At 65.1% G+C, this 26,329-nt stretch carries 25 protein-coding genes and 1 tRNA gene; 7 read left to right on the top strand and 19 right to left on the bottom strand.

Annotated features, from left to right (window positions below; genetic code table 11):
* The first annotated feature begins 54 nt into the window (after positions 1 to 54).
* The 3 genes from moaA to L7H23_RS16395 all read left to right on the top strand — a co-directional run bounded on the left by moaA (position 55) and on the right by L7H23_RS16395 (position 2,003).
* Complete coding sequence (gene moaA / locus L7H23_RS16405) at positions 55 to 1,071, top strand: GTP 3',8-cyclase MoaA (protein WP_237836937.1); 1,017 nt, start codon at positions 55 to 57, stop codon at positions 1,069 to 1,071.
* 25 nt (positions 1,072 to 1,096) lie between these two features.
* Positions 1,097 to 1,867, top strand: coding sequence for an NAD kinase (locus L7H23_RS16400; RefSeq protein ID WP_237836936.1), 771 nt, complete (start codon positions 1,097 to 1,099; stop codon positions 1,865 to 1,867).
* Positions 1,868 to 1,928: 61 nt separating this feature from the next.
* Positions 1,929 to 2,003, top strand: a tRNA-Asn gene (locus L7H23_RS16395).
* Between the two features lie 442 nt (positions 2,004 to 2,445).
* On the opposite strand, the gene L7H23_RS16390 is transcribed toward L7H23_RS16395, so the two are convergent.
* Genes L7H23_RS16390 through L7H23_RS16375 form a run of 4 tightly spaced genes read right to left on the bottom strand, consistent with a single transcriptional unit; the run spans position 2,446 to position 6,525 of the window.
* A complete protein-coding gene (locus L7H23_RS16390) occupies positions 2,446 to 3,486 on the bottom strand; it encodes an alcohol dehydrogenase family protein (protein WP_237836935.1) in 1,041 nt (346 codons plus the stop codon).
* Positions 3,487 to 3,507: 21 nt separating this feature from the next.
* Positions 3,508 to 4,734 (bottom strand): acyl-CoA dehydrogenase family protein, encoded by a 1,227-nt coding sequence (locus L7H23_RS16385; protein WP_237836934.1) that lies wholly within the window; start codon positions 4,732 to 4,734, stop codon positions 3,508 to 3,510.
* 14 nt (positions 4,735 to 4,748) lie between these two features.
* The gene (locus L7H23_RS16380; RefSeq protein WP_237836933.1) at positions 4,749 to 5,486 is read right to left on the bottom strand and encodes an SDR family oxidoreductase; all 738 of its coding nucleotides are present in this window, start codon (positions 5,484 to 5,486) and stop codon (positions 4,749 to 4,751) included.
* A gap of 10 nt (positions 5,487 to 5,496) precedes the next feature.
* Positions 5,497 to 6,525: a phosphotransferase family protein gene (locus L7H23_RS16375; RefSeq protein ID WP_237836932.1), complete on the bottom strand. Its 1,029-nt coding sequence runs from the start codon at positions 6,523 to 6,525 to the stop codon at positions 5,497 to 5,499.
* A gap of 72 nt (positions 6,526 to 6,597) precedes the next feature.
* Between L7H23_RS16375 and L7H23_RS16370 the strand changes: the two genes are divergently transcribed.
* A complete protein-coding gene (locus tag L7H23_RS16370; protein ID WP_237836931.1) occupies positions 6,598 to 7,233 on the top strand; it encodes a TetR family transcriptional regulator in 636 nt (211 codons plus the stop codon).
* Here L7H23_RS16370 and L7H23_RS16365 read toward each other — a convergent pair whose 3' ends face one another.
* The 10 genes from L7H23_RS16365 to L7H23_RS16320 all read right to left on the bottom strand — a co-directional run bounded on the left by L7H23_RS16365 (position 7,234) and on the right by L7H23_RS16320 (position 18,585).
* A complete protein-coding gene (locus L7H23_RS16365; protein WP_237836930.1) occupies positions 7,234 to 8,730 on the bottom strand; it encodes a long-chain fatty acid--CoA ligase in 1,497 nt (498 codons plus the stop codon).
* A complete protein-coding gene (locus L7H23_RS16360) occupies positions 8,727 to 9,233 on the bottom strand; it encodes a hypothetical protein (RefSeq protein WP_237836929.1) in 507 nt (168 codons plus the stop codon). The genes L7H23_RS16365 and L7H23_RS16360 overlap by 4 nt, the downstream gene beginning before the upstream one ends.
* Positions 9,230 to 10,321 (bottom strand): zinc-binding dehydrogenase, encoded by a 1,092-nt coding sequence (locus tag L7H23_RS16355; RefSeq protein WP_237836928.1) that lies wholly within the window; start codon positions 10,319 to 10,321, stop codon positions 9,230 to 9,232. Before L7H23_RS16355 ends, L7H23_RS16360 begins: the two co-directional genes overlap by 4 nt.
* Positions 10,318 to 10,836: a cupin domain-containing protein gene (locus tag L7H23_RS16350; RefSeq protein ID WP_237836927.1), complete on the bottom strand. Its 519-nt coding sequence runs from the start codon at positions 10,834 to 10,836 to the stop codon at positions 10,318 to 10,320. Before L7H23_RS16350 ends, L7H23_RS16355 begins: the two co-directional genes overlap by 4 nt.
* A gap of 11 nt (positions 10,837 to 10,847) precedes the next feature.
* Positions 10,848 to 11,639 carry an SDR family NAD(P)-dependent oxidoreductase gene (locus L7H23_RS16345; protein WP_237836926.1) on the bottom strand — a complete coding sequence of 264 codons (792 nt, stop codon included), beginning with the start codon at positions 11,637 to 11,639 and terminating at the stop codon, positions 10,848 to 10,850.
* Complete coding sequence (locus tag L7H23_RS16340) at positions 11,636 to 12,622, bottom strand: alpha/beta hydrolase (RefSeq protein WP_237836925.1); 987 nt, start codon at positions 12,620 to 12,622, stop codon at positions 11,636 to 11,638. Before L7H23_RS16340 ends, L7H23_RS16345 begins: the two co-directional genes overlap by 4 nt.
* Positions 12,619 to 14,943: a TonB-dependent receptor gene (locus tag L7H23_RS16335; protein ID WP_237836924.1), complete on the bottom strand. Its 2,325-nt coding sequence runs from the start codon at positions 14,941 to 14,943 to the stop codon at positions 12,619 to 12,621. The genes L7H23_RS16340 and L7H23_RS16335 overlap by 4 nt, the downstream gene beginning before the upstream one ends.
* Before the next feature lie 98 nt (positions 14,944 to 15,041).
* On the bottom strand, positions 15,042 to 15,698 hold the full coding sequence (locus L7H23_RS16330; RefSeq protein WP_237836923.1) for a TetR/AcrR family transcriptional regulator: 657 nt from the start codon (positions 15,696 to 15,698) through the stop codon (positions 15,042 to 15,044).
* Between the two features lie 140 nt (positions 15,699 to 15,838).
* The gene (locus tag L7H23_RS16325) at positions 15,839 to 17,239 is read right to left on the bottom strand and encodes an amidase family protein (RefSeq protein ID WP_237836922.1); all 1,401 of its coding nucleotides are present in this window, start codon (positions 17,237 to 17,239) and stop codon (positions 15,839 to 15,841) included.
* Positions 17,236 to 18,585: an MFS transporter gene (locus L7H23_RS16320; RefSeq protein WP_237836921.1), complete on the bottom strand. Its 1,350-nt coding sequence runs from the start codon at positions 18,583 to 18,585 to the stop codon at positions 17,236 to 17,238. The genes L7H23_RS16325 and L7H23_RS16320 overlap by 4 nt, the downstream gene beginning before the upstream one ends.
* A gap of 131 nt (positions 18,586 to 18,716) precedes the next feature.
* Here L7H23_RS16320 and L7H23_RS16315 point away from each other — a divergent pair, with 131 nt between their 5' ends.
* The 3 genes from L7H23_RS16315 to L7H23_RS16305 are packed head-to-tail and all read left to right on the top strand — an operon-like array spanning position 18,717 to position 22,513.
* Complete coding sequence (locus tag L7H23_RS16315; RefSeq protein ID WP_237836920.1) at positions 18,717 to 19,589, top strand: alpha/beta hydrolase-fold protein; 873 nt, start codon at positions 18,717 to 18,719, stop codon at positions 19,587 to 19,589.
* A 37-nt stretch (positions 19,590 to 19,626) separates the two neighbouring features.
* The gene (locus tag L7H23_RS16310; RefSeq protein ID WP_237836919.1) at positions 19,627 to 21,849 is read left to right on the top strand and encodes a TonB-dependent receptor; all 2,223 of its coding nucleotides are present in this window, start codon (positions 19,627 to 19,629) and stop codon (positions 21,847 to 21,849) included.
* 43 nt (positions 21,850 to 21,892) lie between these two features.
* A complete protein-coding gene (locus L7H23_RS16305) occupies positions 21,893 to 22,513 on the top strand; it encodes a TetR/AcrR family transcriptional regulator (protein WP_237836918.1) in 621 nt (206 codons plus the stop codon).
* Positions 22,514 to 22,547: 34 nt separating this feature from the next.
* Here L7H23_RS16305 and L7H23_RS16300 read toward each other — a convergent pair whose 3' ends face one another.
* Genes L7H23_RS16300 through L7H23_RS16280 form a run of 5 tightly spaced genes read right to left on the bottom strand, consistent with a single transcriptional unit; the run spans position 22,548 to position 26,263 of the window.
* On the bottom strand, positions 22,548 to 23,243 hold the full coding sequence (locus L7H23_RS16300; RefSeq protein ID WP_237836917.1) for a hypothetical protein: 696 nt from the start codon (positions 23,241 to 23,243) through the stop codon (positions 22,548 to 22,550).
* Positions 23,244 to 23,474, bottom strand: coding sequence for a lipoyl domain-containing protein (locus L7H23_RS16295; protein WP_237836916.1), 231 nt, complete (start codon positions 23,472 to 23,474; stop codon positions 23,244 to 23,246).
* Positions 23,474 to 24,517 (bottom strand): alpha-ketoacid dehydrogenase subunit beta, encoded by a 1,044-nt coding sequence (locus tag L7H23_RS16290; protein WP_237836915.1) that lies wholly within the window; start codon positions 24,515 to 24,517, stop codon positions 23,474 to 23,476. Before L7H23_RS16290 ends, L7H23_RS16295 begins: the two co-directional genes overlap by 1 nt.
* Complete coding sequence (locus L7H23_RS16285) at positions 24,504 to 25,493, bottom strand: thiamine pyrophosphate-dependent enzyme (protein ID WP_237836914.1); 990 nt, start codon at positions 25,491 to 25,493, stop codon at positions 24,504 to 24,506. The genes L7H23_RS16290 and L7H23_RS16285 overlap by 14 nt, the downstream gene beginning before the upstream one ends.
* The gene (locus L7H23_RS16280) at positions 25,490 to 26,263 is read right to left on the bottom strand and encodes an SDR family oxidoreductase (protein ID WP_237836913.1); all 774 of its coding nucleotides are present in this window, start codon (positions 26,261 to 26,263) and stop codon (positions 25,490 to 25,492) included. The genes L7H23_RS16285 and L7H23_RS16280 overlap by 4 nt, the downstream gene beginning before the upstream one ends.
* Between the last annotated feature and the right edge of the window lie 66 nt (positions 26,264 to 26,329).

Genomic DNA, 26,329 nt, shown 5'->3' with positions numbered 1-26,329 from the left:
GCCATAGCAGCGATTACTTGCCAAGCCCTTCCCTTTTGCATCACAATCCCCGCAATGGCCGTAATTTCGTCTCCGCCTGCGGCTTCGACCGCGCCCTTGATCGACGGCATCGGCCGCCGGATCAGCTATTTGCGCCTGTCGGTGACCGACCGCTGCGATCTGCGCTGCCGCTATTGCATGGCCGAAGACATGCAATTCCTGCCGAAATCGGCGATTCTGAATATCGAGGAAATGGGGGATCTGGCCGAGCGCTTCGTCGCGCGGGGCATCCGCCGCATCCGGCTGACCGGCGGCGAACCGCTCGTCCGCCGCGGGATCGATACGCTCGCAATGCGGCTGGGCGCGCTGATCGGCCACGGACTCGACGAGCTGACGCTGACCACCAACGCCATGCGGCTCGCCGAACATGCGCCGATGCTCGCCGCCGCCGGCGTCCGGCGAATCAACGTCAGCCTAGACACCCTCGATCCGGCAGCCTTTCGTCACATCACCCGCGTCGGCGATCTCGGGGTCGCGCTCCGCGGGGTAGACGCAGCGAGGAGCGCCGGTCTGGCGGTCAAGATCAATATGGTCGCGCTCGCGGGTCTCAACGAGGATCAGCTGCTCCCGATACTCGATTTCTGTAGCGCGAACGGCTGCGACCTGACGCTGATCGAGACGATGCCGCTCGGCGAGATCGAAGGAGACCGGAGCGATCACTATATCCCGCTCCACCAGTTCATCGCACCGCTGCGCGCGGCGCGCGCGATCTGGCCGGTCGACAAGGCGACCGGCGGTCCCGCGCGCTATTTCGCGATCGAGGACAGCCCCGTCACCCTCGGCCTCATCACCCCGCTCAGCGACAATTTCTGCTCGACCTGCAACCGCATCCGCCTGACCGTCGAGGGGCGCATCTACATGTGCCTCGGCCAGGATGACCATGTCGACCTCCGCGCAGCGCTGCGTGACGGCGACGATGTCGACGGCTTGATTGATGTCGCATTGGCTGGCAAACCCCGCGCGCATGACTTTCATATCGAACGAAAGTCACAACCGGCGGTCGCGCGTCATATGAGTGCAACGGGCGGCTAGGATAGCCGGGCCAAGGGGGACCATAATGCAACGCAGGATCGCGCTGGTCGCGTCGAATTCGCCCGTGGCGGAGGAGGCCGAGGCCGAACTTCGTCCGCTCTACGACTTCGTCGACCTGAACGAGGCTGACATGCTGATCGTTCTCGGCGGCGACGGCTTTCTGCTGCACATGCTGCACCAGCTGCTCGACCAGCGGCGCAGCATGCCGGTGTTCGGGATGAACCGCGGCACGATCGGCTTCCTGATGAACGAGTTCCGGGTCGAAGGGCTGCTCGATCGCATTGCCGCCGCACGCCCCTATCTGATTCATCCGCTGTCGGGCGACATCACGACGATCAGCGGCGAGCGGCACATCCTGCCCGCGATCAACGAAATCTCGCTGCTCCGCGAAACGCGCCAGGCGGCAAAACTCGAGGTGATGATCAACGAAAAGACAATGCTTGAGGAACTCGCCTGCGACGGCGTCCTCGTCTCGACCCCTGCCGGATCGACGGCGTACAACCTCAGCGCCAACGGCCCGATCCTGCCGCTCGATTCGGCAATGCTCGCGCTGACCCCGATCAGCCCTTTCCGCCCGCGGCGCTGGCGCGGTGCGCTCGTTCCCGAATCGACGAGCATCCGCTTCAACGTCCGCGAGGCCGCAAAGCGCCCGGTCAGCGCAGTCGCAGACCAGCGCGAAATCCGCGACGTGAAGACCGTATTGGTCACGACCGACCGCAGCCGGCCGCTGACTTTGCTCTTCGATCCCGATCAGGGATTGGACGAACGCATCGCGATGGAACAATTTATCGTTTGAGGTCTTGCAAAATCATTCGGGCGACGGCAAAGGGGCCGCCTTGCCCGCCACGGCGGTGTGTTCCTCGGTAGCTCAGCGGTAGAGCAATCGACTGTTAATCGATCGGTCGTAGGTTCGAATCCTACCCGGGGAGCCATTTCTTTCCAGACATACGAAAGCCTGCGCCAAACCACCTTAGCCTTGCGTGGTCTGCGGCCAATCGGGCCTCAATTTGATCTACCGGCGTCGTCGATAGGTGCCGGTCCTATTTGCCCGTAAATTATCGTGGCTTGCCTCGCTCTCCAAAGGCGAAATTGGCCGATCAGACTGCAGGATAGAAAGACCGGCGTCAGGAACGATCAGGAAAGAAGCGGACCGCTCAAGCCGGATGCCCATTGCGCTAAACTCGCGCGGCGACCTCTGGGCGCTAGCGGGCCGTCTTCTTTGCAGCCCGTGCCTCGAAAAGCGGACAAACGCGCCGCTTGATCGGTTCCCATAAACTCTTCGCAATGAAACGTAGGTGAAGGCACCAAAATGGTAAGTCTGCTATCCATCGCTGATACAGCAGATGAAGGCAATCTTGCGCGAGGATGGTATGCCTAGTTTGGCGTCAGGATCATCTTGAGGGCGCCGCCATCGCGCGCATCGAACAGCGCATAGGCCTCGGCTCCCGCGCTCAATGGCAAGCGGTGACTGATATATTTCTCGGGCCTCAGCCGCCCCGACTGCACCAGCGGGAACAGCGTGGGCAGCTCCTCGGGCACCGAACAGGTGCCGGCGCGGAAGGTCAGACCGGCGGCGAAGAAGCGTTCGAGCGGGAAGGCATAGCGCCGCGACTGCTGCACCCCGATCACCGACACGGTGCCGCGCGCGCGGACTAGGCGGAGCGCGAGATCGACCGTCTCGTCGCGCCCGACGACCTCGATCGCGCAGTCGAGCTTGCGTCCCTTGGTGGCCTCGCGGATCGTCTCGATTGCGTCACCGGGGTGAAGCGCGATCGCGCCCGCCTCCTCGGCCAGCGCGCGGCGTTCGGCAATCGGATCGATCGCATAGACGACATACGCGCCCATGACGAAGGCGCTCTCGACCGCCATCAGGCCGATCGGCCCAAGCCCTATCACGGCGACGCTGCTGCCCGGCACGATATCGGCATTGCGGGCACCGAACCAGGCGGTCGCGAGCGCGTCGGTCATCAACAGCGCCTGTTCCTCCGACACGCCGTCGGGGATAAGCACGGCATTGACGTCGGCGGCAGGAACACGCACCGCCTCGGCCTGCGAACCCTGCAGCTTTGCCGACAGGCCGTAGCAGGACCCCATGCCGAACTCGCAGAGATTGACGACCCCGGCGAGGCACGACCGGCACGATCCACAGCCGACCGCGGCAGGGATCATCACCTTGTCGCCGACCTTCAGCCGCGACACGCCGCGCCCGGTTTCGACGACCTCGCCCACCGCCTCGTGCCCGACGCAGAAGCCGACATCCTCCGAAAAACCATGGCCATGATAGATGTGCAGGTCGCTACCGCAGATCGCACAGGCGGTGACCTTGACGATCGCGTCGCGGTCCGATTGCGGCGTCGGATCGTCCATGCTTTCGTAGCGGATGTCGTGTGCGCCGTAATAGCGAAGGGCTTTCATGGCTTTGCCTCCCCTTCCCGATCAGCGCCGGTTCGCGGCGACATATTCGGCGATCTTCTGCTTGCCGAGCTGCGACATATGCACTTCCTCCGGCCCGTCGGTGATGCGGACGTAGCGGTTGAGCGTGAAGAAATAGGCGATCGGCGTGTCCTCGCTGACCCCCATGCCGCCATGCGCCTGAATCGCGCGGTCGGACACGGTCTGCGCCATTGTCGGCGCGACGACCTTGATCGCGGCGATCAGGTCCTTCGCCTGCTTGTTGCCATAGCGGTCCATCGCATCGGCCGCCTTCAGCGTCAGCAGCCGCGCCATTTCGACCTCGCAGAAGCTTTTCGCGACGTCCTGACGGATGCTGCTCTGGTCGGCGAGCTTCTTGCCGAAGGCGACGCGGCTGTCGACGCGGCGCGCCATATGTTCGAGCGCGCGCTGCGCCTGCCCGATCGAGCGCATGCAGTGATGGATGCGGCCCGGCCCGAGGCGGCCTTGCGCGATCTCGAACCCGCGACCTTCGCCGAGGATCAGGTTCTTCTTCGGCACGCGGACATTGTCGAACCGAAGTTCGGACTCGCCGCCCGGCGAATTGTAGGAGCCGAAAACGGTCTGATGGCGGACGAAGGTCACCCCCGGTGTGTCGCGCGGGACAAGGATCTGCGAATGCTGGGCATGGCGCGGCGCGTCGAAATCGGTCTTGCCCATCACGATGAAGAGGTCGCAGCGCGGGTGCATCGCGTTCGAAATCCACCATTTGCGGCCGTTGATCACATAATCGTCGCCGTCGGGGATGATCGACAGTTCGAGATTGGTCGCATCGGACGAGGCGACCTGCGGCTCGGTCATCACATAGGCCGAGCGGATCTCGCCGTTCAGCAGCGGCCTCAGCCATTTCTCCTGCTGCTCGGGCGAACCGAATTTCGCCAGCACCTCCATATTGCCGGTGTCGGGCGCCGAGCAGTTGAACACCTGGCTCGACCAGGGCACGCGCCCGAAAATCTCGGCCAGTGGCGCATATTCGAGGTTGGTGAGGCCGGGCGAGAATTCGCCATATTCGTGCGGCAGGAACAGGTTCCACAGTCCTTGCGCGCGCGCCTTTTCCTTCAACGCCTCCATCCCCGGCCATTCCTGCCAGCGATTGTTCTGGTCATGGACGAAATCGTAATAGGCCTGTTCGTTCGGATAGATATGCTCGTCCATGAAGGCTTCGACCTGCGCGATCAGCCCGGCGACCTTGTCGCTATATTCGAAATTCATCTGTCTGCCTTTCGTTAGAGGGAGAGCCCGCCATCGACGATGAGCGTGTGGCCGGTGACATAGGAAGCGAGCGGCGAGGCGAGGAAGATCGCGGCGCCCGCCATATCCTCGGGCGTGCCCATCCGCCGCTGCGGGATATGGGCGAGCGTGCCTTGCAGCCGCTCGGGGTTCTGGGTGGTGACCTTGGTCAGCTTGGTATCGACGAGGCCTGGGGCGAGGCCGTTGACGCGGATGCCGTCGGCGGCGAACGCCTGCCCCAGCGTCTTGGTCAGGCTGATCGCTCCTGCCTTTGACGCGGCATAGGCGGGGTTGCCGATATTGCCCTTCAGCCCCGAGATCGAGCTGACGATGACGATCGACCCGCCCGCATCGGCGAGCTGCGGCCGGAACTTGCGCGATATGTGCATCAGGCTGTCGAGATTGACCGCCATCACCCGGTCCCACCCCTCGCGCTCGAACTCGCCGCGGCGATAGACGACGGTGCCCTGACACAGGATCAGCACGTCGAGCCCGTCGAACGGCAGCGCCGCCGCCTCGATCGCGTCGGGATCGCCAACATCGACGCAGCTATAGCCGAGTCCGCTCATATTCGATCCGTCGGCCGCGTCGTAATCCGCTGCGGAGGCACGCGTGCCCCAGACATGAACCTCGGCGCCGCGCTCGCGAAAGCCGTGCGCAACACCATTGCCGATGCCGCTCGATCCGCCGACGACCAGCACCCGTCGGCCTGTGAAATCGGTGTCGTCTTTCATCGTCATTCCTTCAGTTGATGCGACGCAATGCGCGGTCGAACAGGTCGAGTGTGTGGGCGTGGAGGCGGTCGCCGGTTTCTTTCGGCGCCTTGCCGGCAGCGGCGCGGGCATGCGTGCCCTCAAGAATGATCCCGAGCTTGTAACAGGCGAGCACGACGTACCAGTCGAGCGCACCGAGACTGCGGCCGCTGACCGCGGCATAATGCGCGACCAGTTCGCCCGGGGTCGCAAACCCGTCCCACGGCGTGATCGCGACGTCGGTGGCGCGGGGCGTGTCGCCTTCGGGCCAGGTCGCGAGCAACCAGCCGAGATCGAGCAAGGGATCGCCGATCGTACTCAGTTCCCAGTCGACCACGGCCGCCAGGTCGCCGCTGTCGGGACGCACCATGACATTGCCGAGATGGAAGTCGCCGTGGATGATCCCCGGCCGGAAGTCAGAGGGGCGATGCGCGTCGAGCCAGTCGGCAACGCGCTCGACCCCGGGAATCGCATCGGGACCGGGCCATTCGGCGAAATCGGCATAGCTGGCGAGCTGCGCCTTCCACCGGCCGACCTGCCGCTCGAGATAATTGTCGGGCTTGCCGAAGCCGTCGAGCCCGACCGCGCGATAATCGATGGCGCCCAAGGCGGCGATCGCCTCGACCATCGACAGGCCGATACGGTGGCGGACAACCGCGTCACCCGCATGCAACGCTGGCAGCCCCTGCGTCGGATTGAATCCCTCGACGGGCTCCATCAGGTAAAAGGCGACGCCCAGCACATCTTCTTCCGGGCAGGCTGCCAACAACCGCGGATGCGGCACGGCGGTGCCGTCGAGCGCCGCGAGCACTCGTGCCTCGCGTCGCATGGTGTCGTTCGAATTGGCGCGCGGCACCGGTGGCGGGCGACGGAGCACATAGGCGGCATCGCCGCGGCGAAAGCGCATCAGGATATTCTGGGTGCCGCCCGACAACAGCCGCGCGTCGGCGATCGGTCCCGTGCCGACGCCCCGCCCCTCCATCCAGCGTTCGAGCGCTGCGAGGTCGACTCCCTCGATCATCCTCAACCCTCTCTTTTATCCATTTGGATAAATGCATTTGACGCCCCCCGCTGTCAATGGCAAATGCAAGCCATGGCCCGCGACCCGTCGACCGCGCATTCCGAAGCGCCGCAGCATCTGAAGGCGGTCGCGATGAAACTCTTTGCGGAGCGCGGGATCGACGGCGTCACGGTGCGCCAGATCGCCGAAGCTGCGGGGCAAAAGAACCACGCCGCCATCACCTATCATTTCGGATCGAAGGACGCGCTGATCCGCGAACTGGTCGTCGACGGCGCACAAGCCATCGACGCGCGCCGCAACGCCGCGCTCGACCGCGCGAATGCGACGAACGGTCCACACAGCGTCCTCGAAGTGATGGAGATACTGGTCGAAACCTCGGTCGACCCCGACCCGCCCGCCTGGGGCGAATGCTACAACCGCTTTGTCGTCGGGCTGCAGCTGTCGAATCGGGCGCTGTTCATGGACGCGCTCGCGGGGCGCTGGAACTCCGGATATCAGCGTTGCCTGGACGAAGTGCGCCGGCTGATGCCCGGCATGCCCGCCGAGCTGCTCAACCAGCGCCTCGTCTTCATGGGCGGCGCGATCGGCGGCATATTGGCAGGACGCGAGACCGAGCTGGCCGACCGGTCACGCGAACACCCGATGTGGTCGCATCCCGGCACGCTCGGCCGCGTAGCGCGCGCCCTGGCCTCGATCATCGAAGACTGATCAGCCGCGCAGCTCGGCCTTCAGGATCTTTCCTGCCGCCGACAGCGGCATGATGCTGCGAAACTCGACCGAGCGCGGGCATTTATAGGCAGCGAGCTTCGTTCGCATATGCGCGATGATATCGTCGGCATCCGGCACGACGTCGGGCTTTGCAACGACCACTGCGTGGACACGTTCGCCCCAGCGCGGGTCGAGGAGGCCGACGACGGCGCATTGCGACACCGCCGGATGATCGGCCAGCACCGCCTCGACCTCGACCGAATAGACATTCTCGCCGCCGGTTATGATCATGTCCTTCAGCCGGTCGACGATATGGATATAGCCGTCGGCATCCATCCGCCCGACGTCGCCGGTGTGCATCCATCCACCGCGCAGCGCCTCTGCGGTCTCTTCCGGCCGGTTCCAATAGCCGGTCATCACCGCCTCGCCGCGCGCAACGATCTCGCCGATCTCGCCGACCGGCACTTCGTTGTCGTCGGCATCGACGACTCGCGCCTCGATCGCCACCACCGCGCGCCCGGCCGAGCGCAATCGCGCGGGGTCGCGGTGGTCGGCAGGCTTCAGGAGCGAGATCGAGCCCGAGGTCTCCGTCATGCCATAACCCTGCACAAAACCGACGCGTGGCATCGCGGCGATGGCGCGGTCCATCAGCGCAGGCGGCATCGGCGCGGCGCCATAATAGATGCGCTCGACGCTGGTAAGGTCATGCTCGCCGAAGCGCGGGTGATCGAGCACGGCCTGCAGCATCGTCGGGACAAGGAAGATATCGGTGACGCCCTGCCCCGCTACCGCTGCCATCACCGCCTCGGCCTCGAACGCGGGCAGAAAGATATGCCGCCCACCGCCGAGCAGGCAGGCGAGGAAGCCCGAGATTGCGCCGACATGGAACAGCGGCGCCGTATGCAGCATGCATTCGCCGGGCGCCGCATCCCCCGCGCCGGCAAGGCACAGCGCATAGGCCATCAGCGCACGATGCGAGAGCATCACGCCCTTCGACCGCCCGGTCGTACCGCCGGTGTAGAGGATCATCGCCAGATCGTCGCCGTGACGCAGATGCTCGTCGGGTTCGTCGGACGCCGCGATCAGTTGCTCGAATACGGGACCGACCACGACGACCTCGCGCAGCTTCGGTGCCTCGCGGCGGATATCCGCCAGCATGGCGCGGAAGCCCGGATCGACGATCAGCACCTCGGCACCACAATCGGCGAGCGCATAGGCGATTTCGGCCGCGGTCCAGCGCGTGTTGACCGGGCAGGAAACCGCGCCCGCCCAAAGGCTGCCGAACAGGAAATCGACAAACAGGCCACCATTCGGCGCCAGCAGCGCGACGCGGTCGCCCGGCTTGACGCCAAGATTCTGCAGAACGCCCGCGATGCGGCGCGTCCGATCGGCAACCTCGCGCCATGTTCGCGTGCGCCCCGCATCGACGGTCGCGATGCGATCGGGTGTTTCGCGCGCGGCGCGGTGTAGAGGCTGGGTGATCGACAGCCCGGTCATGCGGACACCGCCGACCGCCGCGCCATCACCATCCGCCCCGCAGTCACGATGCCGCCAAAGTAGAGCGTCGCCAGGGCGATCGCCGCCATCACATGCGCAAAGCTTTCTCCCGCCTGCAGCAGCGGGGCGGCCATCACGGTCAGATAGAGCATATAGGGCCGGTTGATGAGCAGCGGCAGCCAGCCGCGAAGCTGGCAATAGATCGCGGCGACGATCAGGCCGAGCACGGGCGCTGCACCGGCCAGCCCGCCCTGCACCGCGCCATATTGCAGCAGCCACGCCGTCGCCGTCCCGCCGCACGCGCCGACGAGCAAGGGCGCCAGCGCCTTGCCCTCGACCATGTCGACGCTGCCCCAATACCAGAGCAGCAGGAAACCGGCATAGAGCGGCGTCAGCCCGAGCAGCAGGCCGAACGCGATGAACCCGGCGATCAGCAGCACGACGCCGCCGGTGACGACCGCCGCCTGTCCGCTCGCCATTGCCGGCGCGGGTTTGTCGCTCATCGCCAGGGCTCCACGACGATCTTCACCTGATCGCCCGGCGAGGCGAGCCGTTCGAAGGCCGCAGGCGTACCGGCCAGTGCGACCTGATCGGTCAGGAACGCCGATCCGTCGATCGCGCCTTCACCCAGCGCCTGCAGCGTTTCCGCGAATTCATCTGGCGAATAGGCCCAGACAAAGCTGAAGCGCATCTGCTTGTTGATGCCGAGCACGGGCAGGATGCGGTCATCCTCCATGCACGCGCCGACCACGACGATATGCGCGAGCGGCGGCGCCTGTTCGAGCAGGTTTTGCAGCATCCCCGGCACGCCGACACATTCGAAGACGATCGCGTCGCGCATCGACCGGCCCGACAACTGCGCCACGCCGAAGGAGGCAAGCGTCGTCGGGACGTCGAGCGCCTCCCAATGAGCGTGGGGCGAGGTCGCGGCAGGGTCGACGACGATGTCGGCGCCCAGCTTCTCGGCGCGTGCGCGGCGGGCGGGCGAGAAATCGGCGGCGATGATCGGGCCGATGCCCCGGCGTTTCAGCGCCACGATCACCGCGAGCCCGATCGGGCCGCAACCGATGACCATCGCGACACTGCCCGGCCCCGGATTGGCGACCGCGACGGCATGGGTGCCCACCGAGAGCGGCTCGGTCAGTGCCGCGATCTCGGACGGAAGACCGTTCGGCACCGGCAACAGCAGCGCCTCGGTGAGCACCACGCGCTCGGCGAGCGCACCGCGGTAGCGGGTCGAAAAGCCGATCAGTTCGGCGCCGAGCGGCCCGAAGGCGAAGGGCGTCGAAACGACGCGCGTTCCCGCTGCGAACCGCTTTTCGGTTCCGGGGCCATGGTCGAGAATTTCGGCGCAGAACTCATGCCCCAGCACCAGATCCTGCGACGGGTCGATCGTGTCGGGCGCGCCGCAGCGGCGACCGATCTCGACCCCATGTTCCAGATGACGGACGGCGTGCAGATCCGACCCGCAGATGCCGCAGGCGAGCGTCTTTGCGACGACCTGCCCCGCTTCCGGCACGACATCGGGAACGTCGGTGACGGTCAGCGCGGCGCCGCGGCGGACCGCCGCGCGCATCGTGGCTCCGCTCATTTTGCGCCTGCGAGTTCGGTCGGCTTGCGCTGGCCTTCCCAGCCTGGCTTTTCCTTGCGCAGCCCGTCGACGATCTTGTCCCAGAACGCAGCCGTATTGCCGCGGAAACGGATATCGAATGCATCGGCGGTGCGGAATTCCAGCACCTCGACGCCCTCCGGCCCGGGCTTGTAGGTGTAGGGTACGTCGGTGCCGACATAGAAGCCGTCGCCGGGGCCGAGCACCTCAGTGCCGAGCTTCAGCGAGCCCGCGATGATATAATAGAGACAGTCGGCGTTGTGGCTGTGCAGCGGCAACGGAAAACCGCTCTTGAACCAGGCATAGGTCAGGCTCATCCCCGGCATCGAGAAGAGCAGTTTCACCTCGTTCCCGTCATCGGCGCCCTCGGCAGTCGCACGGACGATGCCGTCCTCGATCACCGGGGTGATTCCCGAATATTCCATGCACGACGTCTCGCTATACGGCGGCGCATCGGCGGCGCGATAGACTTGGAAGTTGGTCTTCTTGGCAGTCATCGTCTTACCTTTCACGCTTGATCCACGGCGCCCAGAACGTCGCGGAGGTCGGGCTGCCCCGTATGTGCGGTCAGCCCGCCGTCGACCGGAACGGTGGCGCCGGTCATGCCGCTGGCATCGTCCGACGCGAGGAAAAGCGCGACGGCGGCGATCTCCTCTGGACGCGCAAAGCGATGGGCCGGCACGATCCGCTCCCATTCGCTGCGTAGCCCCTCGATCTCATCGACGCCGCTGGTCAGCAGCGGTGTGTCGACGGGGCCCGGGCAAATGGAGTTCGCGCGGATATTGTCGCGCGCATGGTCGATCGCGAGGCACCGGGTGTAGTTGATCACCCCTGCCTTCGCTGCATTATAGGCGGTGAAGCCATAGTCAGCGGCCATGCCGGAGGCCGACGCAGTGTTGACGATCGCCCCGCCCCCACGCGCCCTCAGATGCGGGATGATCGCACGGCAGGCATAGAAGACGGCATCGAGATTGACCGCGATGCAGCGACGCCACTGTTCGACGTCCATATCGGGGGTCAGACCGAAATTGCCGATTCCGGCGTTGTTGAACAATATGTCGATCCCGCCGAAGCGTTCGACGGTCTTGTCGGCGAGCGGCGCGAAAGCGTCGGCATCGGCGACGTCGACCAGTTCGAAGGCGACACGTTCGCCCAGCTCGGCCGCGAGCGCGGCGGCGCGCTCGACATCGAGTTCGGCGATCATCACCGATCCCCCCTCCGCAACGAAACGGCGCACAAAGGCCTCTCCGATCCCCGAAGCGCCGCCGGTGACGATCGCGGTCTTGCCTGCAAATCTCATCGCGTCTGTCCTTCTTTCACTTGTTCCAGCCAGGTCAGAAGCGCCGCGGTCACCGCCTCCGGCCGCTCCTGCTGTGTCCAATGTCCGCATCCATCGAGAAGGATCGCATCGGACAGATTGGGTACCTGCGCCCGCATCGCCGCGATCATGTCGAAGCCGGGCAGCATCGACAGCACCAGATCGCGCGTGCCGCCGATATAGAGCGCCGGCTGGTCGATCATCCGTCCGCGCCACGGCTCCAGATGGGCGACGTCGCGGTGCTGGTTGCGATAACGGTTGAGCGGTCCGCGAAGGCCGCTGGCCCGAAATTCGCCGACCAGATACGCAATGTCCGCCTCGGGCAGCCACGCCGGAAAAGGTTCGGGGTCAGGCAATCCGTCGAGCAAGCGGGAATCGGCGGGCCGGTCGTCGCCCAGACCGTCGGGCGCTTCCCCCGCCAACCAGAAATAGAAACGGCGAACAAAGGCGTCGAGGTCGGCTTCCGCTTCGGCTTCGGCGGTACCGGGAGCCTGAAAATAGTCTTGATAGAAGAAGCGGCCCCGATCCGCATAGACGGGCTTCAGCGCATCGATCAAAGCGACCTCGGCGACGCCGATGAACGGCACCGACAGGGCGGCGACCGCACGGACCCGATCGGGGTGCAGCAGCGCAGTGTGCCAGACCAGATACGCGCCCCAGTCGTGACCGATCAAAATGCCGGGCTCGCCATCGCCCATCGCATCGACGACGCCCGCGATATCGGCCGTCATGCTTTCCAGATCATAGGATTCGATAGCGTCCGGCTTGTCGCTGCCGCCGTAACCGCGGCAGTCGATCGCGCAAACCCGATAGCCCGCTGCCGCGATCGGTCCGATCTGATGCCGCCACGCCGCCCAGCTTTCGGGAAAGCCGTGCACGAGCACCACCAACGGCCCTTCGCCGGCTGTCGCCACGCGCAGGTTGATGCCGTTGGTGGCGATCGTACGGAAGGCGGGTGGGATCACAGGCGCCAGCCGACCGAGATGCCATATGTCGCGGGGCGGCCCGCCATTCGCCACGCGGTGTCGGCCTGGAAGGTCGAGTTCCAGTAATATTCGTTGAAGACGTTGCGGCCCCAGAGCTGGACGCGCAGCTTGCCATCCTCGCTCTCGATCCCGGCGCGCAGATCGACGAGCGTCCGCGCATTGATCCGCAGGATCGCGGGATCGCCGAAGGTCGAGTTGGTCGCGCTGTTGTAGTTGACGTTGGTGCCGATCACCGCGTTCCAGCGATCGCTGACGGGCCATTTATACTGGACGTCGGCGGTCGCCTGCCACTTCGGGGTGAACGGGAAAGCCGACCCTTCGTAATCGGCGAAAACGCCGGTGCCGTTATAGCCGGTAAATTCGTCGATCCGGCTCTTCACATAGGTGCCCGACAAATTGGCGGTCAGCCCTTCGACGGGGCGCCAGTCAATCGCCGCCTCGACACCGTAAATGTGCGAGGTCGGGATATTTACCAGCCGTTCAAGCAGCCCGAAGATCGGATCGAGGATACGGCCGCGAACCTGCTTGTCCGAATAGTCGTAATAGAAGCCCGCGGCATTAAGCTGCAGCGTGCGGTCGGCCAGCGGCAGCTTGAAGCCGGCCTCATAGGCGAGCAGCGATTCCTGCGTTGCGGGCAGGAAGCCCGTGAAGGAAGAGGCCGGTACCGTGGGGAACCCGCCGGCCTTCCACCCGCGCGAAATGTTCGCATAGACGATCGCGCGATTGTCGAATGTGTAGGTCAGGCCGCCCCGCCATGAGATATTGTCCTGCTTCAGCTCATCGACGACCAGCGACGGCTGGAACTCGGGACTGAAGGTCAGACAGCCGCCGGCCGGGATCGGTGTGATTGGCGGCGCGCCGGTGAACAGCTCGGTCAGCACGTTGAAGCTCAAATAGGTCGTGCCATCCCCGTCATAGCCGCAGCCATTGAAGCTGCGCTCGTTACGCGTGTAGCGGATGCCGCCTTGCGCTGTGAGGTTCGGCGTCAGATCATATTCGACATTCGCATAGCCCGCATAGGTGGTCACCTTCTGGTTGGTGAACACCGCCGACACGGTCAGGATCGGCAGCCCGGGAATGATGACGTTGCTGCTGAGGTCGTTGGTGAAGAGGATCTGCTGCTCGCTCGCCTTGTCGTGCGAATAATTGGCGCCGAGGATCCAGCGCGCGTCGCCGCTGGTGCCCGTCAGCCGCAGTTCCTGAAAAAAGCTCTTCACGCTGCCCGGCGTATAACTGTCGAGCTGGCGCCACTGCGTTGCATCGAGATCCTGCGTGGCGTCGGTATTGAATTCGAGCCACGAGGTGATCGAGGTCAGGCGGACGTCGTCGGAAACGTCGAGGTCGGTACGGAGCGATGCCTGATAGAAATCATCGTCGCGGCGCATCGGGGTCGACGCCGACCAGTTGGCAGCGCGCGCCTTTTCGGGCGCCAGCGGCGTCGCGAGTACATAGGGATAGGCGCCGGCCGGGTTATAGGGCGTGTGCGCGGTCAGCTGCGGCGCCTGCACGTCCGACTTGTCGCGCCAACCGTTGAGATTGAGCGTGAATTCCAGCGTGTCGGTCGGGTTCCAGACGACCAGCGCGCGGCCCGCGATGCGGCGCGCGCTGCCCAGCTTGTCGTCGCGGGTGTAATTCTGCTGCCAGGCGCCGCCCTCGTCGACGCGCGCGCTGAGGCGAACGCCGAGCGTATCGGTCAACGGTGCGCTGACAAAGCCCGACAGTTCGAACGCGTTGAAACGCCCGAAGCTGGCATCGGCGCCCGCCTCGAAATCATTGCCGGGCTTGGCCGAGATATAGTTGATCGCGCCGCCGGTGGCGTTCTGACCATAGAGCGTGCCCTGCGGACCCTTGAGCACCTCGACGCGCGACAGATCGAGCGCGGCGCCCTGCGTCAGGATCGCGAAAGGCAGTGGCACTTCATCGACATAGACGCTGACCGCGGGCGATGCCGCGAGGGTCGATTCGTAAAAGCCGACACCGCGGATCGTATAGACCGGGGTCGCGATCTGGCTCCGGGTAAAGGTCAGGCCCGGAACGATCTTCGCGAGGTCGGCAACGGTGTTGATGCCCTGCGCTGTGAGCTGATCGCCGCCGATCGCGGTGATCGACATCGGGACCGAGTTCAGCGACTGTTCGCGGCGCTGGGCGGTGACGATGATTTCGCCTGCATTGTCGGCCGGCGCGCTTTGCGCCGCCTCTTCGCTACCGGCCTCGGCGGTCTGCGCCATGGCCGGCGTGGCAACAATCAATGCTGCGTAGGTCACACTGGCGCAAAGTCGCGCCGCAAATCCCTTGGACATCCAACTCTCCTTATCGGGGACGGCTTATGGCGCCGCCTCCCGACCAGAAAATCAGATTGCCCCAAATTAGTCAAGATCGACTAATCAAGTTTGACTAATTAAAACCCCGTGTCGCTTCGAGCCGCGAGATTGGCGCAAAACCGCCGGTGCCGCTCCTTCATACGCTCGATCGCTGCTATGATCATTGGGCGCGACTGGTTCACGCTATGCTCGATGATCAGCCCGCGAACGCTTGCGATCAGCAGCCAGCCGTGCGGCACCAGCGCCTCGGCGTCGGTGAACCCCGCTTCGCTTGCGAGCTTGATGAACTCGTCGTGGATCTCCTGCTCAACCCTGCTCGTAACCGGCTGCAGCCCGTCGAGCAATTCGCGGTCCCAGCGCGCCGCCAGCAGGATATCGGTCAGCGCCAAACCCTCGGGCAGCGAGTGCGTTTCCCACGAAATGCGCGCGTAATCGGACAGGCGCTCGAAGGGGTCCTCGATTGCCTCGGCCATGACCCGCGCCGAATCCATGACGCGCCGCATCGCCAGTTCGGCGGCCGCCACCATCAGCGCGACCCGGTTCGGAAACTGGTGCAGCACCGAACCACGGCTGAGCCCGGCTTCGACCATCACATGCTCGACCGTGGTCGCGGTGAAGCCTGCGCGCACGATGCAAGCGATCGTCGCGTCGAGAATCTTCTCCCGCGCGTCGATGCCACGTCGCGTCATCCGGCGCGGCCGACCGGCAACAGGAATGGAAGTCAAATCGCTCATTGGATCATTTGGCTCCACAACGCCAAAACGTCAAACTCGGCCGAAGTCTGCCAGCCGAACATTTCGCATTTGGCCGCTTGCGGACTGACTGCTCTTGGGCGAATCTCGAAAAGGCGAGCGTAGATGATGCGCTACGAAAGCTATCCTGCCCATATCGCGGGAACCGCGCGCTGCCATTCAATTGCTGCTTCCAGCTGATAGGCGAGCCCAAGCAGCAGAGCCTCGCCACCGACCCGGGTCGCAAACTGGATACCAACCGGAAGGCCATCGTCGCTGAACCCGATCGGCAGGCTGATCGATGGTGTGCCGGCGAAATTGTCGATCCAGCAATAACCCGCATAGTCGATGAGGGGATCCTTTTGATCGAGCCACGAAACGTCGGGTCCGAACACGCCGATGCGCGGAATTTCGGTGCTAAGCGTCGGGGTCATCCAGATGTCGATCTGGTCCAGTCGGTCGAGATAAGCTGCGACAATATCCTCCATCGCCGCCCAGGCCGACGCGAATTGCGCGTCGTCGATCGCCTCGCCGGCGGCGATCAGCGTCGCCGACCGATGCTCAAGATCCTCGACCTTGACCTTGATCCCGATCGCCTGCGAGAGCATCCCGAGACGGCGACAGAACATACCCTCGGTGATGGTGCCGAGGAGTCCCATCGCCGAAGGCCCGTCGAAGGGAAGGTCGGCGTCCGCAACCGTATGACCGAGCCGACCCAGCAAAGCGATCGCATCGCTGAAAACCCGCTGGACGCTGGCGTCGGGCAGCCCGCCCGTTCGCATCACGCGGCCGTAAGAGTGAATGCGCAGGCGATGATCGACAGGGGACGTCACCAGCGGAATCGGCGTCAGACAAGCAGGATCGCGCGTCTGCGTTGCCTCGAGCCAGGCCGCGGTATCACGCACCGTGCGGCTGACGCAGCCGTTTACGGTCAGGTCCGAGATCGACCGGAAAGCCTCCTCTCCGGCATTTCGACCGCGCGAAGGCTTGAGGCCGACGAGGCCGCACGGCGCCGCGCCGTGGCGGATCGATCCGAGCCCGTCGCTCGCGTGCGCGATCGGAACCACCCCGGCCGCGACCGCTGCCGCTCCGCCGCCGGACGAGCCGCCGGGGGTGTAATCCGGATTCCACGGGTTGCGCGTCGGGCCGAACAACGGCGATTCGGTGACCGCGTTCAGACCGAGCTCGGGCATCGTGGAGCGCCCGATGGAGATCGGGCCCGCGGCGGAAATGGCGCGCATATAGGGGGCATCGTCGGACGGGATGAAATCGCGCAGCGCGGCCGATCCGAAACTTGCGGGTAGGCCCTTTTCAGGGAGCATGTCCTTGATCAGTGTCGGAATGCCGCCGAGCGGCCCTGACAGCGGCTCGGCAGCCTGCGCCCGCGCGCGATCGAACGTCGGCCAGGCCATGAAGTTGAGCTTCGGATTGACCGCTTCGGCGCGTTCGATCGCCTGATCGACCAACGCGGACGCGGTGGTCCGCCCCGAAGCGAGCGCTTCGCGCATGTCGGTCATGTCCAAAGGGGCAGGCGCGGTCGTCATGGGAATTCCTTCGAAAGCCCGGGCCGGATCGCCCGGAGCGTAGCGGCATAAGGGCTAGGTGCGAATGCCATCAGTATCGCCGAGACGATCAGCGCCGGCAGACTGATGATTGCAATCGCCTGCAGCATGCCGCGCGGCCCCGCGATCAGCCCCGAAAGCGCACCGATCGCGAGCGGCGAGGCCGCAAGGGCCAGCGCGTTGACGATTCCGAGTAGCGCGAGGACGCGCGATCGGAGATGCGGCGGCGCGAGATTCTGTAGCACGCCCGGCATCAACGAGGAGGCGGCGATGCCCAGCGCGCCCTGTACCCCCGCGACGAGATACGCCTGAAATGGCGAGGTCGTGAACGGCAGGAAGGCGGCGGGAAGCGGCGTCAAGGCGACGAAGATCGCGGCGACGCGGAGCGGGTCGAGATCGGCGTCGCGCCGCCGCAGCCTGAGCAAGGCGGGCGCAAGGACGACGCCGACCAGCGTCGCTATCGTGATCGCGGTGCCAAGCCCTACCCCCACGGTCGCCGGATCGATCCCGAACGCGCGCGGAAGCGCGAGCGGAAACCACATGACGCCCGACGTCATCGCCACCGCCATCGCAAAGATCGATCCGAAGACGCAAAGCAGCGTGCGCCGATGCGCGTGTGCATAGGGAAGAAAGTCGTGCGGGGCGCCGTCGGCAACGGCCAATGCCGCCAAGCCGGCCTTGCTTCCCAGCGGCATCGTCAGCACGAGCAGAAAGAAGATCGGTCCCGGCAGCGCGATCAGCATCATCGCGATGCGCCAGCTATCGACGCTCACGAGCGCCGCAGGAAGCACATCTTCTGCCTGCGCAAGCCATTGCAGCAAGGCGCCGCCAAGCGCCATGCCCAGCCCCGCGCCGAGCAGCGACCCGCCATAGAAGATGAAGTTCGCGGTATTGCGCTGCCGCTCGGGAAACAGATCGGGGATCAGCGCAAAGACGATCGGCGCGAGTCCGGCTTCACCGATCGCAATGCCGATCGTTGCCGCAAACAGGCCGCCGAAACTGTCCTGAAACGCACAGAGCCCCGTCGCCAGCGACCAGCAGGCGACCCCGAGCGCGAGAACGAGGCGACGACCGAAGCGGTCGGCGAGCCAGCCCATCGGATAGCTTGCGACGCTCGCGAAGACGGCCATGCCGAGCCCCTGCAACATGCCGAGCTGCAGGTCGCTGAAACCGAGCGACGTCTGGAGCGAGGGCGCGACGAGGCTCAGCATCTGGCGAACGACGAAAGCGAACAGCGTCGTCATCAGCAGTACACCGAGCCCGTACCACGCCCAAGCGGCGGCGCTGCGCGCCGTGCCCTCGCCGTCCCCTGCCGTTCCGATTTCCATATCGCTCTCCCGAGCTTGTTGCGTCACGCCACAATAAAACAAGTTGACTTTATTGTAAATGGGGCAGATGTGTCGTCGCAGCAAAGACGGAGGTGAGCCGGTCAGCGCCACCTCCCGCTTGGAGCAGGCCAATGCCCTTTTCGGTACGCGCATCGCTGGAACAATTCACCCTCGCCCACCCGTCGGGCCACAGCGAGCTGACGATCAGTGTCGCCGCGCCGTCAGTAGCGGACCCCGCCGCTGGCGTACCGGTCCTCTATGTCCTCGACGGCGATATGCTCTTCGGCATGGCGGCCGAAATCGGGCGTGCGGTGTCTAGCGTCGCGGGCTTCCCGGCGCACTATGTCGTCGGCATCGGCTACGACGCCGACTATGGCGATTTTCTGAAGCGCCGCACGGCCGACCTGACCCCGCCGATCGGCGCAGAGGCCCTCGCCGACCTGGGCGGACTCGGCGCGGCCATCGGCGGCGATCAGGGCGGCGGCGCAGATGCCTTCCTCGGCTTTCTGGCCGATACGTTGCAGCCGGAGATCGCTGCGCGCTATCCGCAAGCGGCCGGCGGCGAGCAGATCCTCTTCGGCCATTCGCTCGGCGGGTTGTTCGCGGCGCACGCGCTGCTGACCCGGCCCGCCAGCTTTTCGGCCTTCGTCATCAGCAGCCCGTCGCTGTGGTGGGACGGCTTCTCGATCATGAAACGGCTGCCCGCGTTCGGCGAGCGCCTCGCTGCGCTGCCGCGCCAGCCGCGCATCTTCGTCGATGTCGGCGCACACGAGCAGGAGCTGCCGACCAGCGTCCCCGACGGCATCGGCGTGACGCTGGAAGAGGCGCAGGCGCAGATCCGGAACGCGCGCATGGTCGATGCCGCAAAGGACTTCGCCGACGCGCTCACCGAAGCGGGGGCCACCGCGGTCCGGCATGTCGCCTTCGCCGAAGACGACCATGTTTCGGTGGCGCCGGCCGCCATTCTGCACGGCATGCGCTTCGCGCTCGGCCGCGACCTTTGAGGTTCGGGACTATAGATCGATGAGAGGGGATTTCAGAATGCGCCAATCCAATGTTCGGGCCGGAACCGCCCTCGCGCTTGTCCTGATGCTGCCCGGCACCGCCTTCGCGCAGGACGCCGAGCCGGGGCTGCAGGACGAGATCGTCGTCACGGCACAAAAGCGCGCGCAGACGTTGATCGACGTGCCGCAATCGGTGTCGGTCGTGTCGGGCGCGACGCTCGAGGAACAGGGAGCAACGAACTTCGCCGATTATCTCAAGAATGTGCCGAGCCTCCAGCTCGTTCAGGGCACGCCCGGTCAGGGACGCCTTGTCCTGCGCGGCATCAACACCGGCGGGGTCGCATCGACCGTTGCCGTTTATGTCGACGAAACCCCCTTCGGATCGAGCACCGGCCTTGCCAACGGCTCCGAACTCGCGGGCGATTTCGACAGCTTCGACATCGCGCGGATCGAGGTTCTGCGCGGTCCGCAGGGCACACTCTATGGCGCGAGCTCACTCGGCGGCCTGTTGAAGTTCGTCACCAACGCCCCCTCGACCGCAGGCCTCGAAGCCAAGGCGCTCGGCGGGTTCGAACTGACCAGGGGCGGCGACGCCTCGTATCGCGGCGCGGCGATGGTCAACCTGCCGCTTGGCGAAACGCTCGCCTTCCGCGCGTCGGGCTCGTACCGCAAACAGGGCGGCTATATCGACTCGATCGGCACCGCGGGATCGAATGTCCGCAGCAATATCAACGACTTCGAAAACTACGGCGGCCGCGCCTCGCTGCTCTGGAAACCCGACGCCGGTCTCAGCGTCCGGCTGAGCGCGCTGTTCCAGAACCTCTATGTCGATGCGCCGAGCATCGTCGAGGCCGATCCCGCGACGTTGAAGCCGCTCTATGGCGGGCTCACGCAGTCCGAATATCTGCCGACCTTCAGCAATGTGAAATACCGGCTCTACAACGGCACGATCGACTATGATTTCGGCGGCGTCACGCTGACCTCGGCGACGAGCTATGGCGAACAGCTCCAGTCGTTCCGCGCCGACTATACCGCCAATCTGAACGCGGTGCTCGGCACTTATGTCTATTTCGACCAGCTCACCGAGAACCGCAAATGGACGCAGGAGCTGCGGCTCGCGTCGAACGACGGCGATTTTCTCGAATGGATGATCGGCGGCTATTACACGCACGAAAAGGCGCGCATCTTCCAGAATCTGAAGACCGCGGCGCCGGGAACGCCCGGCGTGCTGACGCCGATCGACCTGCCCTTCGAGCTCGCGGTGTTCAATCTCGACTCGCGCTACAAGGAGATTGCAGGCTTCGCGAACGCGACGCTGCACCTGTCGCCCTGGTTCGATATCGACCTCGGTGGCCGTTACAGCCACAACAGCCAGCGCGCGCAGCAGGCGACCGACGGCATCTTGCTCGGCACCGCGCTGATCGACGGCCTGCGTTCGTCGGACAATGTCTTCACCTGGTCGGTCGCGCCGAAGGTCAAGTTCGGCGAGCAGGCCTCGCTCTATGCCCGCGTGGCCAAGGGGTACCGCCCCGGTGGCCCCAACGTGATCCCGATCGGCTCGCCACCGGGCACTCCGACGACCTACCAGCCCGACACCGTCACCAGCTATGAAATCGGATTCAAGGGCGATACCGCCGACCGGACGGCATCGATCGAGGCCTCGCTCTATCATATCGACTGGAAGAACATTCAGCTCGCGGCCGTCGTCAACGGTTTCGGCGTCAATGTGAACGGCGCGAGCGCCAAGGTCGACGGCGCCGAAATCGTTGCCACGCTGCGCCCCACGACCGGCCTGACCACATCGATCAGCCTCGCCTACAATGACGCGCGGCTCAGCGGCGATACCGATCCCGTCGCGGTCGGCGCGGTGAAGGGCGACCGCCTGCCCTTCACGCCGAAATATGCCGTCAACGCCAATGCCGATTATGAATGGGACCTCGCATCGGGCGTCACCGCATCGGTCGGCGCGTCGATCCGTTCGGTCTCGCGCCAGAGCGGCGGTTTCGACCCCGCCTATCTCGCGACCTTCGGGCGCTTCCCGCGCGTGAAGGCCTATGAGGTGCTCGACCTGCGCGCCGGTCTCGACTTCGGGCGTTTTTCGCTCGCCGCCTATGTGAACAATCTGACCAATTCGGGCGGGGTCACCTCGACGCAGGCGCTGCTCGGCGTCGCGGGATTGCCGCGCAGCGCCAACGGCGCGCTGGGCACGGGCGTCCTTCGGCCGCGGACGATCGGCGTCAATGCCACGATCACCTTCTGAGGCCTCGCCTACGGCGCCCGCTGCCGTTATCGATGACGTCGACATGACGCCCACCCTCGCCCGCCCCCGCCGCAGCCAAGCCGACCGCAGCGCCGCCACGCGCGCCAAGGTGCTGGCGGCGGCGCGCGACGTGCTTTGCGCGCAGGGCTATTCGGGTGCGACGATGCACGCGATCCGCGACGCCGCCGGGATGAGCCTTGGCGCGATCCAGCATCAGTTTCCGACCAAGGCGAAGATGATGGCGGCGGTCGCAGCCGAATTTGCGGCGTACCGCACCCGCGTTTATTCGGAAGCGATCCGCGCCGGCGCGACGCCGCGGCAGTCGATGGAAAATCTGATCGACGCCAATTTCCGCATGGTCAGCCGCCCCGAAATGGCGGCAGTGCTCGAAATCCACCTCGCGCGGCGGAACGATCCCGAACTCGATCAGGAAGTGGGGCCTGGTACGCGCCGCTTCGAACGACGCGTCCGCCTGTGGGGTCACTTCATCCTGCACGCCGCGGGCATCGACAACGACGCGGCCTATCAGAGCCTGCAACTGCTCAACAACGCCGTCACCCGCGGCCTGACCGTCGAATATATCCGCAACCCGGATATGGCGCTGATCGAGCGATCGGTCGCGATCTGGAAACGGCAAATGCTGGAGCTGGTTTTCGGCCCATGAAGTCGCCGGCAATGGCCGCTAGCGGTCAGGCCGCTTATGTGTCTTCGCTTGCGGAAGCCGTCATAAGGCGATGTTCCAGTGTCATGTGCACATGGTGGGAGTATGATGCTTGAAGTCCCAGCGCGTGCTCGAAGCGTTCGATAGCTTCGATATCCGCCGCAATCTCCCCTGTCACCCAGATGGACGCATGGGAGAGCAACCCGACGTTGCCGCCACTAAGCCGTACCAGCGATGCAGTGCCCGCCAATTTCCGACCTTCTGATACCAGATTGAAGCGGCCGTCACAGTAGCTGCGATCTACACGTCCCAAATATGCCGGTATACCTACAGCACCGATTGACGTTGCCAGATGCTCGCAGAATATCCGGAACCGACGGATCGCATCGTCGCCATCGCCGCGCCACGATTGAAAATGGCTGGCGTTCAACGTGCCGGGCCTATGTGCGACCGTCGTTCCCCCGCTCGGCCGCACAAACACCGGCCACCCTTGGCAGGCGCTCGCCAGCGCCGCATCGGCGAAGCGGGGCATGGCCGCAAAACGGCGCGTCGTGACGAGACAAGGGCGGTTTGTCCATAGCCGCCACCCGCCCGCGCTGGCGTCACCCCTGAGCAGGGCGTCGAGGCGCACGGCATCCGCGTCGATCGCTGTCCGTCCGTCGCCGCACTCGACGGGAACATCATCTGCTATCGCCATCGCCAAGCGCGACACGATCGTCGATGGCATGATCATTCAGACGATCCGTGCCGCCACCGCCCCCGCACGCACCGGGACCTCGGCCGTGATCAGGATCTGCAGCGTTCCCGTAGCCGCCGCGATGAGTTCATAGCTCGATTTCTCCACCATGATCTCGGCGATGATCGCGCCTTCGGCGACCGCGTCACCATCCGCGTAGAGCCATGCCGAGATCGCGGCCTCATCGTCGGCGTTCCACAGGCCGGTCGGAATCGTCACGTCGGTCATCAGTTCGAAACCCTCATCATCTGGCGCACAGCGGCCGTGACCTTGTCTGCATTGGGCAGCACGAAATGCTCCATCACCGGGGTGAAGGGCACGGGAATGTCGGGAAAGGCGATGCGCTGCGGCGGCGCGCGAAGCGGGATGTCCGCTTCGCAGACGCTGGCGATGATCTCAGCGCCAACGCCGTAGCTCAGATAATCATCGTCGACGACAAGCAGCCTCCCGGTCCTGCGCACCGACGCCCGCACCGCTTCGCGGTCGAGCGGCGCGACGCTGATCAGATCGATGACCTCAGCCGAAATGCCCCCTTCGGCCAGCTGCCCGGCGGCATCGAGCGCCTGATGAACCGAAAGGCCCAGGCCCACGACCGTAATATCTTCGCCCTCGCGCACGCATTTCGCTTTGCCGAGCGGGACAACATAATCGCCCTCCGGCGCATCGGTGATCGAACGTTGCACGGTCCCGAGCCAGCCCATGCCCTGCAGAGCCTTGTGATACATGAAGATCACAGGGTTGGGATCCCGGATGGCCGCCAGCATCAGGCCCTTCGCGTCGTGCGCGTTCGAGGGAATGACGACCTTCAGCCCCGGCAGATGACCGAAGGTCGCGTAGAGCGCCTGGCTATGCTGACCCGCGTCGCCATAGCCGCCGCCGACGCTTGTCATCAGCACCATCGGGCACGTCACCTGCCCACCCGAGAAATAGCTCTGCTTGGCCGCGAGATTGTAGATCGCGTCCATGCATACGCCGAAGAAATCGACGAACATCAACTCGACCACGGGCCGCATTCCCGAGGCCGCGAGACCCACCGCGGCGCCGATGAAGGCGGTCTCGGAGATCGGTGTATCGCGGACGCGTTCGGGGCCGAAGCGGTCGAGCAGCCCGGTTGTGGTACCGAAGACGCCGCCGAGCTTCGCAATATCCTCGCCCATGACGAGGACATCGGGATCGCGCTCCATTTCCTGCCCGATCGCTTCGGCGATCGCGCGGGCGATGGTCAGGCGGCGAGCCGGCCGAACGGCCGTTGCAGTGTCAGGCGAAGACATGAGTGAAAGCCTCTTCCGGATCGGGATAAGCCGCGGCGCGCGCGAAGGCGAAGGCGGCATCGACGGCCGCCCGGGCTTCGGCCGCGGTGCGGTCTAGGTCAGCCGCCTCGAAACCGTCGGCGAGTAGGCGCGCGCGATAGGCCGGAATGGGATCGCTCGCCTTCAACCGTTCAACCTCGCCCTCGGGCCGATAGCCCTCCGCGTCGCCCATGAAATGCCCCTCGAGCCGGCAGGTCTCGATCTCGAGCAACGATGGCCCCTCGCCGCGCCGCGCGCGCGCAATCGCCTCTCCGGCAATGGTATGGACCGCGTCGGCGTCATTGCCCGCGACGAAATGGCCGGGCATGGCATAGGCCGCCGCGCGATCGGCATTACGCTCGACCGCCGTGCAGTCGCGCTTGGAGACGGAGATGCCGTATGCATTGTCCTCGATCACGAAGATCGCCGGCACCTTCCAGACCGAGGCGAGATTGAGCGCCTCATGAAAGGCCCCCTGGTTCGCCGCGCCCTCGCCGAGAAAGGCGACCGCGACGGCATCGTCACCGCGCAGCTTGCTTGCTAGCGCCGCGCCGACCGCTGGCCCCAAACCCTGCGCAATGATGCCCGAACAGGCAAAATTCACCCGCGCGTCGAACAAATGCATATGACCGCCGCGCCCGCCCGACAGCCCGCTTGCCTTGCCGAAAATCTCCGCCGCCATTGCGTCCAGATCAACCCCCTTGGCGATCGCGACATGGTGCGGGCGATGCGTCGCGGTGACCGTATCACCGGGCCGAAGATGAGCGCAGACGCCAACGGCGCAGGGTTCCTGCCCGTCGGACAGATGCATCTCACCCGGCAATGGCCCCTTCGCCATATTGAACACCGGGCTTTTGCCTTCGAAATAGGCGGGCTTGATCAGCGCCTCGAAATGGCGGCTCTTGATCATTGTGGCGTACATCCACAGCCGGTCGCTGGCGTTGCTCGCGCCGGTCATCGGGCGACCCACCCGCCATCGATGACCAGCTCGATCCCGGTCACGAAACGCGCTTCGTCGCTGGCGAGGTAAACCGCGCCCATCGCAATATCCCGAGGGCTGCCAACGAGATTCAACGGGCACAGCGAAGCGACCGCGGCCCACGGGTCTTCAGCCGGGATGGACCCTTCGCGCACCCAGCCCTCGACCGCCATCTCCAGCATCGGCGTGCGAATGCAGCCGGGATGGATCGAATTGCAGCGGATCGGTAGCGCATGCGATGCCCATTCGATCGCAAGGCTCTTGGTCATATGGCGCACCGCGCCCTTCGACGTGTTATAGGCGAGCTGGTCGGGATAGCCGACAAGCCCGGCGATCGACGAGATATTGACGACGCTCGCCGCGCCACTCGCCGCGAGCAGCGGCTGCATCGTCCGGCAACCGAGGAACAACCCGTCGACATTGACGGCCATCAGACCGCGCCAGTCGGCCAGACTGTGCTCGGTCATCGGCTTGACCAGCTCGACGCCGGCATTGTTGACCAGGATCGAAAAGCTTCCAAAAGTCGATGCAATGTGATCGGCCGCAGCGGCCCAGTCGCTTTCGCTGGTGACATCAAGCGCCAAGGCCGAAATGCCGCTTTCCACCGCGAGGGCTTCGCACCCCGCCACATTACGGTCCGCCGCAATGACGTGGGCGCCTTCGGCGGCCATCGCCCGAGCAATAGCCGCACCGATGCCCTGCGCCGCCCCCGTAACCAACGCGACCTTATTGTTGAGCCTGTCGCCCATATCCGTCTCCCATCGTCGTTTCTTCGACCTAGGGGAGCGGATACATCCTGACTTGCATCAGAACGG

It is taken from the genome of Sphingopyxis sp. BSN-002 (assembly GCF_022024275.1).
Lineage (GTDB): Bacteria > Pseudomonadota > Alphaproteobacteria > Sphingomonadales > Sphingomonadaceae > Sphingopyxis.
Note: the sequence above shows the minus strand (reverse complement) of the source record. Positions and strands in the feature narration are given on the sequence as shown.